Genomic DNA, 14,128 nt, shown 5'->3' with positions numbered 1-14,128 from the left:
CTATCCATCGCCAACCCCACAAAGAGGTTGGTCTTTGATCCAAAGGAATTCTCACCCAGCCGAAGCTGAACGAGGATAATTTGGCATTTGACAAGTGCACGCTGTTGAGTTCTCAAGGATCGGATGCTCCCACGACCCAGCCATCACAACCAGGCCCGCAGGGCAACTTCTCTATCTTACCGATCTCGTTTCCGTTGTCAAATCGCCGTTCGACGATCTGCTCGAGGGAACGAGTCAGTTCCTTCATCCTGGCCACTCTGACGAGCTTCGGGAATCGGGAGGTGTTCGATGCTTGACGGGAGCCGGTCCGAGGACCTCCGCTCAACCGTTTGGGGCGAACAGGTAATAACTTACGCGGGTTCCGGGGTTCGGGCAAATCGCTCCAGCCTCCCGGGCGTGTCGCGGGTCGGAAGTCGCAGCACGACGGCCCGCTGCTCCTGTTCCCCGCCGATCTCCGACGCCGATGCGGCAGGGCGGGGTGTCGAGGATCGCTCGTTCTGGATCGTGGCCATCGTGTCGCTGCGGCGCGAACTCCGCCTGACAGAACAGCACTCGACAAGGCGGTTGTCGAACTGGTCGCCTCTCGCACCAGCGGCACATTCATGCACGCGAGAGAGCGGCTCATTCTCTGACGCCCCGATGCACGCGTGCATCGCTGGCGCCGACACGAAGAAGCCCCCGGCGTGTGCCGGGGGCTTCTGATGGTGGACCTAAGGGGATTCGAACCCCTGACCTCCTCGATGCGAACGAGGCGCGCTACCAACTGCGCCATAGGCCCGTGAACGAGAACTACGTTATCACGATGCGTGGGGTGCTCGTGTCCTCGTGATCAGCCGGCGGCCCGGCGCGCCAAGAGCTCGCGGACGTGCGCCTCGATCTCGGCGTCGTCGACGAAACCCATCCGCGCATAGGGAGAGTCTGCTGCAGCGGGGATCGCAACCGGCGCCGCGGGAGCGAGTCGTTCCGCCCTCTCCCTGAGGTCAGCCCGACGAGCCGCATCGCGCCTCGCCTGCTGCGCGTCCATCTCCGCCCTGGCGGCCTGTGCGCGGGAGCCGGCGACCGACACCATCGGCTCGGGAAGCGGACGCGGCGTCCACGTCGCCCGTCCTTGATCGTGAAGCTCAGGTGCGACACGCTCCGCACGCACCGGCGCGACGGGCTGCGGCCGACGCGCCGACCTCACCGCGACCGATGCCATGCGCTGCAGAACGAGGGCAGCGGTCAACGTCAACGCTCCGCCGACCCAGAGAAGCAGCGGCGCTCCGACGGTGAGCAACTGCCACACCCCGAGTCCTGCACTGACGAGGCCGAGCAGCAGCGTCACCGTGGCGACCATACGCGTGCGCCGACGCGCCCGTGCGCGGCGCACTACCGGATCCGCCTTGGTCGCGGCCAGCTCCTCCCGCAGCGCCTCGAGCTCGGCAGCCTCGCGCTGCGACTGCACCCGCTTCGCGAGCTTCTGCTGCGCGAGCACGGTGCGCGCGTTGAGCTCGACGTGCACCTCGTTCGGCGTCTCGCTGGTCTCCGCCAGCACACGCAGCGCCTGGTTGAGCCGCACCGCGTTGCGCTCGGCAGCGTTGTACTGGAAACGACCACGCCACGACGGCAGTAGATAGAGCATCCAGAGGAGCACGGCGACGAGCACGATCACTCCCCCGCTCAGCACCGGCCCGTCCATACGACAACGGTAAGGGCAGCGAGGGGACGGCGCCGTGCAGTCGGGCGCGTGTCGCGGCGTGTTTCGACCGAACAGGACCGCTCAGAGCGAGATGCGGTCCGATGGGGGAACTGTCGCGGCGTCCGGCGGCACCTGACCACTCAGCCAGCGGGCGAGCACGCCCTGAGGAACGTCCTCCTGGGTGAGGGCGAACGCGTAGTGATCCCGCCAATCCCCGTCGATGTGGATGTACCTGCGACGCAGTCCTTCGTACCGGAAGCCGAGCTTCTGCACGATCCGAAGGCTGGCAGCATTCTCGGGTCGGATGCAGATCTCCATCCGATGCAGACCGAACTCCGTGAAGCAGGCGTCGGTCGCCAGCGCAACCGCCGTCGGAGTGATCCCCCGGCCCGCGAACCGCTCGCTGACCCAGTAGCCGATGGTCGCCGAGCATAGGGAGCCCCGCGCCACCCCCCACACATTCAGCTGGCCTGCGATCTCCCCGTCGTACTCCATGACGAACGGGTACCCGCCGCCGTCTCGATACTGCTGGAGCAGGCGTCGGATACTCAGGCGCATGTCGAACGACACGGCACCGTGCGGCACCGTGGCCTCCCAGGGCTGCAGCCACGACCGATTCGTCAGCAGCTCGTGCTGCAGCGGACGAGCATCCTTCGTCCTGATCAGGCGCAGCTCAACTGCTCCGTGCCGCATCCCCACCGCCGTCTCCATGCCGCACCCGACCGCCCGCGCGATCGCCTACAGGCGTTCCGCGAAGTCCTTCAGCCACGGACGCAGCTCGGCACCGAGATCATCCCGGTCGGCGGCGAGCTGCACGATCGCCTTGATGTAGTCGACGCGGTCTCCCGTGTCGTAGCGCCGACCGCCGAACACGACACCGACGACACCGGGGCCACCCTCGGCCGTCGCAAGTTCCTGCAGGGCGTCGGTGAGCTGGATCTCTCCACCCTTACCCGGCTCGGTGCGCTCGAGAATCTCGAAGACGGAAGCGGGCAGCACATAACGGCCGATGATCGCGAGGTTGGACGGTGCGTCCTCCTTCGCGGGCTTCTCGACGAGACCGGTGACCCGCACCGCGTCGGAGCCCTCGATCGGCTCGACAGCCGCCGCGCCGTACATGTGGATGTTGTCGGGGTCGACCTCCATGAGAGCGACGACGGCCGCCCCGGTGCGCTCGTGTTGCGCGATCATCTCCGTGAGAAGCGGGTCGCGCTCGTCGATCAGATCATCACCGAGGAGCACCGCGAACGAGCTGTCGCCGACGTGGGTGCGGGCACGGAGCACCGCGTGGCCGAGCCCCTTGGGCTCACCCTGCCGAACGAAGTGGATGTCGGCCAGGTCGCTGGACTTCATGACGCGCTCGAGGCGACCCGTGTCGCCCTTCTCCATCAGCTTGACCTCAAGTTCGGGCACCGAGTCGAAGTGGTTGGAGATCGCATTCTTGTTCCGGCCGATGATGACCAGGATGTCCTCGATCCCCGCGTCTGCCGCCTCCTCGACCACGTACTGGATCGCCGGCTTGTCGACGACGGGGAGCATCTCCTTCGGCATCGCCTTCGTCGCCGGCAGGAAGCGGGTCCCCAGGCCTGCGGCGGGAATGACGGCCTTGATCTTCTCGTTACCCATCCCCACAGCCTACCTCCGGGCCCCGCCCTAGACTCGGAGCATGTGGAAAGACGTCGAGCACGCCAAGCGAGCCCTGCGCGCGGAACTGCGTGAGCGACGCCAACTCCTCTCCGATCAGCAACGGCAAGCAGCCGCGCAGGCGATCGGCGAGCGACTCGACGCGCTCGTGGATGAGCTGAACGCGCGATCGATCTCCTGCTTCCTCTCGACGACCACCGAACCGGGGACCCGCGACTTCGTGACGCGCGCCGTGCGTCGAGGTATCCGCGTCCTCCTCCCGGTGACACGGTCCGACGGGCTGCTCGACTGGGCGGTCGCCGACGACACCGACGAGGTGACCGAGGGGCTGCACGGACTTCCGGAACCGACCGGAGAGGTGCTCGGCCCGATCGCCGTGAACGACGTCGACCTGATGATCGTCCCCGCCGCCGCTGTCGACCACACGGGCATGCGGATGGGCTGGGGCCGCGGGTACTTCGACAAGACGATCGGCTCGATGGAGAAGTGCCCGCCCGTCTATGCGGTCATTTATGATTCCGAGATACTCGACGACCTGCCTCGGGAGGTGCACGATCAGCCGGTGGACGGCATCGTCACCCCGACGCAGACCCTGAACCTGTCGCCTCGGCGACGCTGACCTGCAAGGACCGCTATGCCCACCTACGCCTATGCCTGCTCGTCGTGCGGACACCAGTTCGACGCCGTGCAGAGCTTCTCCGACGACGCTCTCACCGTCTGCCCCGAATGCGGCGGCGCCCTGCGCAAGCAGTACGGCTCGATCGGAGTGACCTTCAACGGCTCCGGTTTCTACCGGACGGACTCGCGTGCCGGAAGTGGCACTTCCACGGCGGGTTCGGCATCATCGAAGGCGGGTTCGTCGACGGGGGCCAAAACGGCCGCCGCATCGTCCCCGGCCTCGAACTGAGGTCGCACGCTATTTGGGGGTTCCCGTGATCAAGGGATTCAAGGAGTTCATTCTCCGCGGCAATGTCATCGACCTCGCGGTCGCCGTGGTGATCGGCGGTGCGTTCACCGCGGTCGTCAACGCGATCGTCGCGAGCATCATCAACCCGTTGGTGTCGCTGTTCTTCGTCGCTGACGAAGCCGGCAAGTTCGGGCCGAGGATCACCGGCCTCTACGGGCAGGAAGTCACCTTCCCGCTCGGTGACCTCATCACGGCGATCATCAGCTTCTTCGCTGTCGCCGTGGTGGTGTACTTCGCCTTCGTGATGCCGATGAACATCTACAAGGAGCGCCGCGCCAAGAAGAACCCCGTGGTCGAAGAGGCGGCGCAGGCCACCGAGGCCGAGCTCCTCGCGGAGATCCGCGACCTGCTCCAGCAGCAGAAGCAGCACCGCGCCTGACCGCCCGCCGCGCCCCCACGCGGCACGATCTCGAGACGCACGGTCCTCCCGAGGGCCGTGCGTCTTCGTCTTGCCAGGCCCGAGTCAGTAGTGCGGTGGCACGTCGCGCAGCAGCTGGTCGTCGTTCGGGCCCTTGGCACCTACTGGCCCCTTGTTCGGCTCCTCGCCCCGCGGTGTCGGAACGTCCGGGGCGGTGTCGCTCCCGGGGACCGGGGTCAACCGAGCTCTGCGCGCTCCCGGCACACGCACCACCCGCTGACGGGGCCCCGCGTCGTCGCGCTCAGTCACGCCCGCGGTCGCCGAGGTCGAGGGGCTGCGTGTCGTTCTCCGCGCGTGCCGCCGACTCCGCGATGCCGAGGACCGACGCGATGCGGGCAGCGACGGTGCGCGGATCGCTGTAGAGATCGAACGCGTGCACCCGCACGTAGTGCCACCCGAGCCGCCGCAGCACGTGCGGCCGCAGACGCAGCGTCTCGCGCAGCGACTCCCCCCGCGATTCCGGATCGGACTCGATGACGACCGCTTTGCCCCGATATTGCGCCACCAGCGGGAGCAGCCCGCGGTAATCCACGTCCACCGAGGCGCCGAGGCGGCGAAGCTCCCGTGCGAGCGCGAGCGTCAGCGGATCCGCGAGGTCTTCCAGCCGCGCGTCACGCGCGCGGGTGGCCAGGCCACCCAGGATCGACATGAGTGTGGCGGCACCGTGCTCCAGTCGCCCGTCGTCGAACGCCGACGGGCGGATCGACGAGACCAGGACCATCGACCGCCGCGCCCTGGTCATGCCGACCGTCAGCAGTCGCTCACCGTCCGGCGTGGACAGGTCGCCGAAGTCGCTGAGCACCCGGCCATGCTTGGTCAGGCCGAAACCGAGCGAGAAGATCACCCGGTCACGGCTCTCCGCGACGGACTCCTCGAGGGTCAACACAGCGAAGGGCTCGGCGGTGTCGCGACCGACGAAGTCCGCGACGTCCGAGCGGCCGGCGAACGCCGAGGTCACGGCTGCGCGCACCCGCTCGGCGTGGCGCGTGCTCGCGGTGACCACCATGAGCGACTCGGACGGACGATGCACCGCATGCTCCACGACGAGCGTCACGACCCGAGCCACTTCCGCATCCGGGCTCTCGACCGCTCCGGAGACGGGATCGGGCGTACCCGTACCGCCCTCCACGTAGTCGACGGTGAGACTGCCGCGACCGAGGTACGAGCCGGCCCACGGGAGCGACACGATCTCTCCGCCGTAGAACGCGTCGTTGATCAACTCCGCCAGGTCCTCGCCACCGGCGCGGTAGCTACGGGTGAGCGTCATCACCGGCAGCAGCTCGGACAAGCGCTCGAACACCGACACCTCGTCGAACGGGACCTCGGCCTCCCACTCCTCCGGCGGGTCGACGGCGATGTGGAAGGGCGTGGGACGCTGCGTCACGGGGTCGCCGAACGCGACAACCTGCCGTGCACGACGGATGGCCGGTGCGGCCTCCGCGAGGTTGATCGCCGCGGCATCGACGAGCAGGACGGTATCGAACTCGACGGAGTCGGGGATCTCCGGCACGAGGTACGGGGAGGAGATCCACACGGGAGCGAGCACGTCGACGAGTGTCGGAGCAGCGCTCACGACCTCCGCGGTCGTCGTCGACGGCTGCGTCAGAGCGCGGCGCAGATGCTGCGACTGCTGCGGCTCGTCCACGATCGCGATACGCCACTGGTTCGCCAGCTGCCATGCCAGCAGCGGTCCCGCCATCGCCGCGTGCGCCTCGTCCACCAGCCGGAAGTCGCGCTCGAGCCGATCCACGACGGCGGTGTTCGCGCCCAGCAGCGAGCGATTGTCCTGCAACGCCCGCTCCAGGAGGGACTGCCACCAGGCGAACTCGAGTTCCTCCCCCACCTGGGCCTCGGACACATGCCGCACCGACAGCTCGGTGAGCAGGGGCTCCAGGCCCAGCAGAGCCAGCTTGTCGCGCAGCTGGGCGCGCTCCACGAGGTTCTCGAAGACCTCGGACTTCGCCGCGAGGCCCGCCAGCAAGCGGACGAGCCGGGCGACGGGAAGCGACGACAGCGGCTCACGCCGCCCCAGCGCGGCATCGAGCTCCGCAAGCTCAGCCTCGACCCGCTGCCAGGACACGTACACGTCGGCCAGCCCGAGCGGGATCTCGGGCGCGATGCCCGCGTCGACGTAGCGCTGCCACTGCGTGCGCTGCGTCTGGATGCGCAGCAGTGCCTCGTGCATCTCGGTCACGTGCACGCCGGGACGCACGTACTCCTTAGCCAGACGTCGCAGCCGTCGCCGGTTCGAGCCCGACATCCCCGGGGCGTCCCGGCGCGAGCCATGCGCCTGGATCAGCTCGCCCAACGGACGCTCGAACACGGTCGGGCTGAAGCGGTCGAGCGTGTCGCGAATGCCCTGCAGCAGTCGCAGGTACTCCCCGAGCTCGTCGATCGTGGCGAACGGGCGCATGTGCGTCTGGGCGATCAGCTCATAACCGCGCTCGAGGAGAGCCGGGACACTCGTCGTGTGCAGTCGTCCGGCCAGTTCGTGTGCGGCGCGGGCCGCCTCCGTGCTGGCGAACGTGACGCCGTACCACGGCGAGTCGTTGGGCCCGACGCGGAACTCCCCGAGGCGCGCAGCCTGCGCGAGGGCCTCCGCCGCTTCCGTGCGGTCAGCGGCGAGGCGCCGGAGTGCATCGACCCCGAGGCGCGCGGTGGTCGAGGGCGGCACCGGTAGCGAGGCCAGGCGCGTGAGCTGGCGGGTGGCATCGAGCACAGACGCATCCAGCCCCGGAACGGGCGTGGTCAGCGCCTCGCGGTAGTCGCGCAGTACTGCGCGAAGCCGGACGAGCGCGTCGTCGACGTCACTCACCTTCGGGGCCGTGGCCTTCTCGTTGCGGCCGATCGCCTTGACGAGATCCCGCCGCACACTGGCGGGAGAGACCGCGAGGCTGTCCAGGCCGATGCCGGCCAGGCGGTGGCGCACGCCGTCGAGCGTCGAGCGCCGCGCCGACACCACGAGCACGCGCTTCCCGGCGCGCACCAGCTCACCCATCGCGTTGATGACCGTCTGAGTACCGCCGGTTCCCGGGAGCGTCGCGACCGTCAGGGAGTGCCCGGCCGCGATGCGCGCGAGCACGGCCTCCTGTTCCGCGTCGGCGTCGAGGAGAAGGTTGTCCGAGGCGGGAGCGCGGTCGTCGGGACCGGTGTGGTGCGGCACGGCCCGAGGCGCGGCGAGCTGCTCCCGATCGCCGACATGCCCGCCGAGCGCGTTGAGCACCGTGTGGTCAAGACTGCCGCCGTCGCGCGACATGGCGGCCCCCACGTCGGCGAACGTCGACACGACGAGGCGGGGCTCGACCGAGAACGTGTCGATCGAGCGCGTCAGCGCGCGCAGGCTGTCGATCACCGGCTGCGGTTTGAAGATGCCGCCGTCGTAGGCGAGAGCGGCGAGGGCTGTCGCGTCGATCGACAGGCCGAAGTGCTCCCTGGCGATGCGCACGAGCTCGGGGTTCACATCGAAGACGCCCTGGAGCTTGAGCTCGAAGTCGGTGTGGTGCCGGCGGATGGCGAGCGGCCTCAGCAACACCGGTGCTGCGAACCAGGCGCCCCCGATGCGCCACCGCGCGACGCCGACCGCGAGGTGGACGGCTTCGATGCCGCGAACCGTGCGCAGTTCGGTGTTCTTGGCGGTGATGCGCTCGGCGGCGAGTCGGGCGGTGCGCAGTCCGACCTCGTCGCGGAACAGATTCGACAGCAGCGTCGACTTACCGGTGATGAACTGCGGCAGGCTGCCGGGGTGGGCCTTCGAGATGTCGATGCCGGACTCCGGGCCGTCGCGGAAGCTAGTGAGCGGCGATGGCCCGCCGAGGTCGGCCGCCTCCGCCTTCAACCGGGTGCGTTCGGCCTCCGCCGCATGAGCGATGTCCACGCCGGTCGAGGTCTCGTGGAGGTCGCCGAGAGGCACAGCGGTCTCCGCCGCCGTGCCGTCCGCAGACTTCCCTTCACGTCGCCACACACTCACACCCTAGGCGCGTGACCGGCCGAGGTCGGTATCCCTGGCGGGTTTCCGCGAAAATCCGCGCTTCCCGCCGGTGCGGAACCCTTCCTGCCCGGTTGCGCGCAGCGCCCGCGTTGTCCACGGCCCGCGAAACAGCTCGGGAACGCCCGCACTCGACGTCGGCAGCGCCCGCCAGGATGGTGCCATGACGTTCCGCTACGACTTCGCCCCGACGCCATTCGGCGATGCCCTCGCGGTGTTCTCCGACGAGGGCATCGTGCGCTTCGATCTCTCCGAGTCGGAGGATCCGCACGTCCCGTGGTTGTTGGAGAGTGTGTCCCGCCAGTTGGGGGCGGTTCCGGAACCTGACCCCGGCGCGGCCGACGAGCTGGCGCAGCTGCTGGACGAGTACTTCGACGGCTCCCCCGTGCGGTTCGACACGCAGTTGCGCATCGACTGGCGACTCACGGACGGGTTCGCACGGCGGGCGCTGCGCGCGATCTGCGACATCGAGTGGGGGCAGACCCTGAGCTACGGCGAGGTCGCCGTCCTCGCCGGACACCCGGGGGCGGCCAGAGCGGTCGGCACCGCCTGCCGTATCACGCCGTTCTCGATCGTGGTCCCCGTGCATCGCGTCGTCCGCTCCGACGGTTCTCCGGGACAGTACGGTGCGCACCCCGAGCGCAAGCGGTTCCTGCTCGACCTCGAGTCCCGTTGACCCCCTCCCCCCACCCGAATCCCACGCACCCGACCCCACGCAGACGTGGACCCGGCGAGTAGGCCGCCGGGTCCACGTCTGGCTGCCGATGGGCGGCCGTCGCCTCCTAGTGGTCCACCGCCTTCTCGGCACCGAACCCGGTGAGCGAGCGGACCTCCATCTCCGCGGCGAGCTCCGGCGACTCCCGTCGACTGCTGGTGACCGTGCCGAGCCAGCCCAGGAAGAACCCCAGGGGGATGGAGACGATTCCCGGGTTGTTCAGCGGCCAGACGGCGATGTCGATTCCAGGGATCATCGAGGTCGGCGTCCCCGAGAAGACCGGCGAAAGGACGATGAGAAGGATCGCCGAGCCCAGGCCGCCGTACATGCTCCACACGGCGCCCCGGGTGGTGAACCGCCGCCAGAACAGCGAGTAGAGGATCGTCGGCAGGTTGGCCGAGGCGGCCACCGCGAAGGCGAGAGCCACCAGGAAGGCGATGTTCTGCCCCTGGGCGCCGATACCACCCACGATGGCCAGGATGCCGATCACGATCACGGTGCGTCGCGCCACGCGCACTTCGCCGTTCGGGTCGGCCTCGACGGGGTTGCCCGCCGCGTCTTTCCGCCCCTTCTGGATCACGTTCGCGTAGATGTCATGCGCGAACGAGGCCGCTGCCGTGATGGTCAGTCCCGCGACCACCGCGAGGATCGTGGCGAAGGCGACTGCCGAGATGAAGCCGAGCAGCACCGGGCCGCCGAGCTGCAGCGCGAGAAGGGGCGCAGCCGAATTCACGCCACCCGGTGCGGCGGCGATGACATCCGCCCCGACGAGCGCACCCGCGCCGTAACCGAGCACCAGCGTCAACAGGTAGAACCCGCCGATGAGCCAGATCGCCCACACGACCGAACGCCGCGCTTCCTTCGCCGTCGGCACGGTGTAGAAGCGCATGAGCACGTGCGGGAGCCCAGCCGTACCGAGCACCAGAGCCATGCCGAGCGAGAGGAAGTCCCACGGGTTCGCGCCGTACTGCAGCCCCGGCGCGAGCACCGCATCGCCCTTGTCGGAGTTGGCGACCGCGGCCTCGAGCAGGGTGTTGAGGCTGAAGCCGTTGAGCGCCAGCACCCAGATCGTCATGCCGAGCGCGCCACCGATGAGCAGAACCGCCTTGACGATCTGGACCCACGTGGTGCCCTTCATCCCGCCGATCAGGACGTAGACGATCATCAGGATTCCGACCACGGCGATGACGATGGACTGCCCGACGCGCCCGTCGATGCCGAGCAGCAGCGAGACGAGCCCGCCCGCGCCGGCCATCTGCGCGAGCAGATAGAAGAAGCACACCGCGAGGGTGGTGATGGCCGCCGCCATGCGCACCGGTCGCTGCTTCAGACGGAACGACAGCACATCGGCCATCGTGAACTTGCCGGTATTGCGCATCAGCTCGGCCACCAGCAGGAGCGCGACCAGCCACGCGACCAGGAATCCGATCGAGTAGAGGAAGCCGTCGTAGCCGTTGATCGCGATCGCGCCGCAGATGCCGAGGAAGGACGCAGCCGACAGATAGTCGCCCGCAATCGCGAATCCGTTCTGCGGGCCGGTGAAGGACCGGCCGGCTGCGTAATAGTCGGCGGCGGTCTTGTTGTTCCTGCTGGCCCTGATGACGATGAACAGCGTCACCGCCACGAAAGCCAGGAAGATCGAGATGTTGAAAACCGGATTGATCTCGAGCGCGACGCCGTCGGTCGCCATTCGGACGGCGTTCATGCGCCGCCCTGCGCCTTCTCCAGTTCGTCCCGGATCTCGGTGGCGAGCGGGTCCAGTTTCCGATTGGCGAATGCCACATACGCCATGGTGATGGCGAACGTGGTGACGAATTGGCCCAATCCGAAGAGAAGACCAACAGTGATGTCGCCCCACACCCGCTGCGCCATGAAATCGCGCGCGAAAGCGGCCAACAGCACGTAGACGAAATACCAGACGAGGAAGAATGCAGCGAGCGGGAAGATGAAGGATCTCTGCGTCCGCTTCAATCGAAGGAATCGTGGAGACTGCTCGACGGCGACGTAGTCGATCGCTCCGCTCTGCGGGGTCGGTGGATGGTCGTTCATGGGGCCTCCTTGCCACATGTCGAGTGCTCGCGCGGCTCGAACCGCCCGAATGATAGGGTCGACGCTACGAAACGGGGGACGGCGCCGTCACCCCCGAAAGTAGGTAACCCGTGACCTCTCCGATGCCCGTCGAATCCGAGGCGGAGCTCGTCGCCAACGCGGTGCGCGAGCTCGCGCGACGCACGCGCTTCCCCGTCGCGTTCGGCGGTCTGGTGGAGGAGGGGGTCGTCAGCGTCACGAGCATCGTCGGCGCGCGCACCCGTTCGCTCGACGGCCTGCGTGTGCGACCGGAGCGAGGCCTCGGCGGCCGCGCCATGATGGAGCTCCGTCCGCGCATGACCAGCGACTACGGCTCCTCACGCCAGATCACGCACGACTACGACGTGTTCGTGCTGGGCGAAGGCCTGCGCACGCTCCTGGCGTTGCCCATCGTGGTGCAGGGCCGATCGCGGGGCGTGCTGTACGCCGGGGCCTGGGATCACGAGCAGGTGGGCGGCGTCACCACGGCTCCCGCCATGCAGGTCGCGCAGTCGGTGGCGGATGAACTGCGCATCAGAGACGAGGTGCAGCGCCGGCTGTCCGCCGCCACCGGCGCGCCCCCGACTGTGGCGGCTCCGCAGCGTGAGGAACTGCGCGAGAGCTTCGCCGAGCTCCGCAGCATCGCCGCGACGGTGGCCGACGCCGAGGTGCGCGCGCGACTCGCGCAGGTGGAGCGCCGCCTGCTGGCCCTCGCCGGAGAGCCGGTGCCCACGGCGACCGCTCCGGTGCCTGTCGTGCACCTGTCCCCTCGCGAGACGGATGTGCTCGCATGCGCCGCCCTCGGCGCGACGAATGCCGAGATCGCTTCGCAGCTGGGTCTGCGTGAGGGGACGGTCAAGGCGTATCTGGGCACCGCGATGTCGAAACTCGACGCCTCGACGAGACATGCCGCCGTGACGAAGGCCCGCCGCGCCGGCCTCCTCCCCTGACCGCATTCTTTCTCCGCCCGGCAACGACCGTGAATTCTTGCCGCCTTTCCGGGGCGCGAGTACAGTCGCATTCATGGCGAGAAGAATTGTGCATCAGCTGGTCGACGATATCGACGGCAGTGTCCTGGAAGTCGGTGAAGGCGAGACTGTACATTTCTCGCTCAACGGCACCTCCTACGAGATCGATCTGAATACGGCGCATGCGGAAGAATTGCGCGCCGCGCTCGAGCCCTACATCTCCGCGGGGCGCCGCGCCGGAACCGGATCCTCGTCGGCATCGGCGCGTTCCACTTCTGCTCGGAAGCGCCCGGCACGCAACCCGGAGGTCGCCGCGATTCGGGCGTGGGCGAATGAGAACGGGTACACCCTCTCGGAGCGCGGGCGAATTCCCGCACCGATTCTCGACGCGTACAAAGCGGCCCATTGAGACGGTCCCGCCCCACCTCACGGTCGGGCGGGATCTTCTTTTGTGCCTCGTTTAGCCCAGGGCTCATCCCGCAGAGTGATCTCTTCCGTCATGTCCTTGAGGAAGCGGATCACGATGTCGCGCTCCGCCGCCGACAGCCGAGCCGCCGCGTAGAAACGCTTCGCCTGCTGCCGCCCCACCGTCTCCATGGCGGCGTGCCGCGTCTCCGGAGTGATGGTGATGGCCAGCGCGCGACGGTCGGTGGGATGCGGCGAGCGCCGGATGTGCCCTCCCTTCTCCAGTCGGTCGAGCAGTTTGGTCGTGGCCGCGGTCGACACTCCGAGGTGATGCGCGATACCGCTGGGGGTCGCGACGAGCGAGCGATTGGCGCACACGATCAGATAGTGCAGCGCGCGCATGTCGGTCTCGTTGAGCTGCATGTACCGCCGCGATGCCTGCGACAGGCGCTGCTCTGCGTCGCGCAGATCGCTCAGCGCCTCCATCACAAGCGCGATCTGCCGGAGGTCCTCCGGCGGCACACCGCTGCGATCGATCAGCATGCTGCGCGGGTCGCTCGCATCGACGTCGTAGATCGACGCATGACTCAGCCCGTCGGGCGTCTGACGCACCTGCCCCTCAGGAGCGGGTTCGGCGGCGACAGGAGCCCCGGAGCGCGGGGTGGTGCGGGGCTCGGTGTCCATGCGATCATGTTACACACGAACAGATTCATGCTAAGTTGATATTTCACTTAGTTAGCAAAAGGACGGGGATGTCATGGAGCAGGTCACGCTCCTCGCGGAAGACGGGACGGCCGTCGGCGTCCTGCCCAAGAGCGAGGTCCACACGTCCGACACCCCTCTCCACCTCGCGTTCTCGTGCTACGTCCTGGATCCCGCCGGGCGCCTGCTCCTGACCCGTCGAGCCCTGACCAAGCGCACGTGGCCCGGCGTGTGGACCAACAGCTTCTGCGGCCACCCCCAGCCCGGAGAGGACATGGCGGACGCGGTGCGGCGCCACGGTCTCCACGAACTCGGCCTCCGCGTCGACGAGCTGCGCCTCCCCCTCCCCGACTACCGCTACCGCGCCGTGGACGCGAGCGGCATCGTGGAGAACGAGATCTGCCCCGTGCACGTGACGGTGCTCGATCAAGACCCTGTCGCCAACCCCGGGGAGGTCTCCGAGTGGGAGTGGGTCGAGCCGGCGGCCGTCGCCGAGGCGGTCGCCCTCGCCCCCTTCGCGTTCAGCCCCTGGCTGGTCGAGCAACTGCCGCTCCTCCGGCGGCTCGGAGAGGTCTGAGC

General features: G+C 68.3%; 14 protein-coding genes and 1 tRNA gene. 7 read left to right on the top strand and 8 right to left on the bottom strand.

The window, feature by feature from the left end:
- Window positions 1-702: 702 nt before the first annotated feature.
- The 4 genes from KE274_RS10115 to galU form a co-directional block, all read right to left on the bottom strand.
- Window positions 703-778, bottom strand: a tRNA-Ala gene (locus KE274_RS10115).
- Between the two features lie 51 nt (window positions 779-829).
- Window positions 830-1,678 (bottom strand): hypothetical protein, encoded by an 849-nt coding sequence (locus tag KE274_RS10110; RefSeq protein WP_211543305.1) that lies wholly within the window; start codon window positions 1,676-1,678, stop codon window positions 830-832.
- 81 nt (window positions 1,679-1,759) lie between these two features.
- Window positions 1,760-2,371 (bottom strand): GNAT family N-acetyltransferase, encoded by a 612-nt coding sequence (locus KE274_RS10105; RefSeq protein ID WP_211543402.1) that lies wholly within the window; start codon window positions 2,369-2,371, stop codon window positions 1,760-1,762.
- A 45-nt stretch (window positions 2,372-2,416) separates the two neighbouring features.
- Window positions 2,417-3,304 (bottom strand): UTP--glucose-1-phosphate uridylyltransferase GalU, encoded by an 888-nt coding sequence (gene galU / locus KE274_RS10100; protein ID WP_211543303.1) that lies wholly within the window; start codon window positions 3,302-3,304, stop codon window positions 2,417-2,419.
- A gap of 40 nt (window positions 3,305-3,344) precedes the next feature.
- On the opposite strand from galU, the gene KE274_RS10095 reads away from it, so the two are divergent.
- From KE274_RS10095 to mscL, 3 genes are read left to right on the top strand one after another with little or no spacing between them, the layout of a single operon-like run.
- A complete protein-coding gene (locus KE274_RS10095; protein ID WP_211543301.1) occupies window positions 3,345-3,941 on the top strand; it encodes a 5-formyltetrahydrofolate cyclo-ligase in 597 nt (198 codons plus the stop codon).
- A 15-nt stretch (window positions 3,942-3,956) separates the two neighbouring features.
- Window positions 3,957-4,229, top strand: a complete 273-nt coding sequence (locus KE274_RS10090; RefSeq protein ID WP_211543299.1) for an FmdB family zinc ribbon protein — start codon at window positions 3,957-3,959, stop codon at window positions 4,227-4,229.
- 25 nt (window positions 4,230-4,254) lie between these two features.
- Complete coding sequence (gene mscL, locus KE274_RS10085; RefSeq protein ID WP_211543297.1) at window positions 4,255-4,668, top strand: large conductance mechanosensitive channel protein MscL; 414 nt, start codon at window positions 4,255-4,257, stop codon at window positions 4,666-4,668.
- 280 nt (window positions 4,669-4,948) lie between these two features.
- Here mscL and KE274_RS10080 read toward each other — a convergent pair whose 3' ends face one another.
- The gene (locus tag KE274_RS10080; protein ID WP_211543295.1) at window positions 4,949-8,617 is read right to left on the bottom strand and encodes an AAA family ATPase; all 3,669 of its coding nucleotides are present in this window, start codon (window positions 8,615-8,617) and stop codon (window positions 4,949-4,951) included.
- A gap of 238 nt (window positions 8,618-8,855) precedes the next feature.
- On the opposite strand from KE274_RS10080, the gene KE274_RS10075 reads away from it, so the two are divergent.
- Window positions 8,856-9,368: a methylated-DNA--[protein]-cysteine S-methyltransferase gene (locus KE274_RS10075; RefSeq protein ID WP_211543293.1), complete on the top strand. Its 513-nt coding sequence runs from the start codon at window positions 8,856-8,858 to the stop codon at window positions 9,366-9,368.
- Window positions 9,369-9,474: 106 nt separating this feature from the next.
- Here KE274_RS10075 and KE274_RS10070 read toward each other — a convergent pair whose 3' ends face one another.
- Both KE274_RS10070 and KE274_RS10065 read right to left on the bottom strand, forming a co-directional pair.
- Entirely contained in the window at window positions 9,475-11,112 is a 1,638-nt protein-coding gene (locus KE274_RS10070) for a solute symporter family protein (protein WP_211543291.1), read from the bottom strand.
- Window positions 11,109-11,456 carry a DUF485 domain-containing protein gene (locus tag KE274_RS10065; protein ID WP_211543289.1) on the bottom strand — a complete coding sequence of 116 codons (348 nt, stop codon included), beginning with the start codon at window positions 11,454-11,456 and terminating at the stop codon, window positions 11,109-11,111. Before KE274_RS10065 ends, KE274_RS10070 begins: the two co-directional genes overlap by 4 nt.
- 110 nt (window positions 11,457-11,566) lie before the next feature.
- Here KE274_RS10065 and KE274_RS10060 point away from each other — a divergent pair, with 110 nt between their 5' ends.
- Together KE274_RS10060 and KE274_RS10055 are read left to right on the top strand one after the other, a co-directional pair.
- Complete coding sequence (locus KE274_RS10060; protein WP_211543287.1) at window positions 11,567-12,424, top strand: LuxR C-terminal-related transcriptional regulator; 858 nt, start codon at window positions 11,567-11,569, stop codon at window positions 12,422-12,424.
- Window positions 12,425-12,497: 73 nt separating this feature from the next.
- Entirely contained in the window at window positions 12,498-12,851 is a 354-nt protein-coding gene (locus tag KE274_RS10055) for a histone-like nucleoid-structuring protein Lsr2 (RefSeq protein WP_211543285.1), read from the top strand.
- 17 nt (window positions 12,852-12,868) lie between these two features.
- On the opposite strand, the gene KE274_RS10050 is transcribed toward KE274_RS10055, so the two are convergent.
- Window positions 12,869-13,531, bottom strand: a complete 663-nt coding sequence (locus KE274_RS10050) for a MarR family winged helix-turn-helix transcriptional regulator (RefSeq protein WP_211543283.1) — start codon at window positions 13,529-13,531, stop codon at window positions 12,869-12,871.
- 73 nt (window positions 13,532-13,604) lie between these two features.
- Between KE274_RS10050 and idi the strand changes: the two genes are divergently transcribed.
- The gene (gene idi, locus KE274_RS10045; protein WP_211543281.1) at window positions 13,605-14,126 is read left to right on the top strand and encodes an isopentenyl-diphosphate Delta-isomerase; all 522 of its coding nucleotides are present in this window, start codon (window positions 13,605-13,607) and stop codon (window positions 14,124-14,126) included.
- The last annotated feature ends 2 nt before the right edge of the window (window positions 14,127-14,128 follow it).

This window comes from Microbacterium paraoxydans (assembly GCF_018224615.1).
Taxonomy (GTDB): domain Bacteria; phylum Actinomycetota; class Actinomycetes; order Actinomycetales; family Microbacteriaceae; genus Microbacterium; species Microbacterium paraoxydans_B.
The sequence above is the reverse complement of the archived record's forward strand: the minus strand, read 5'-3'. Positions and strand labels throughout refer to the sequence as shown.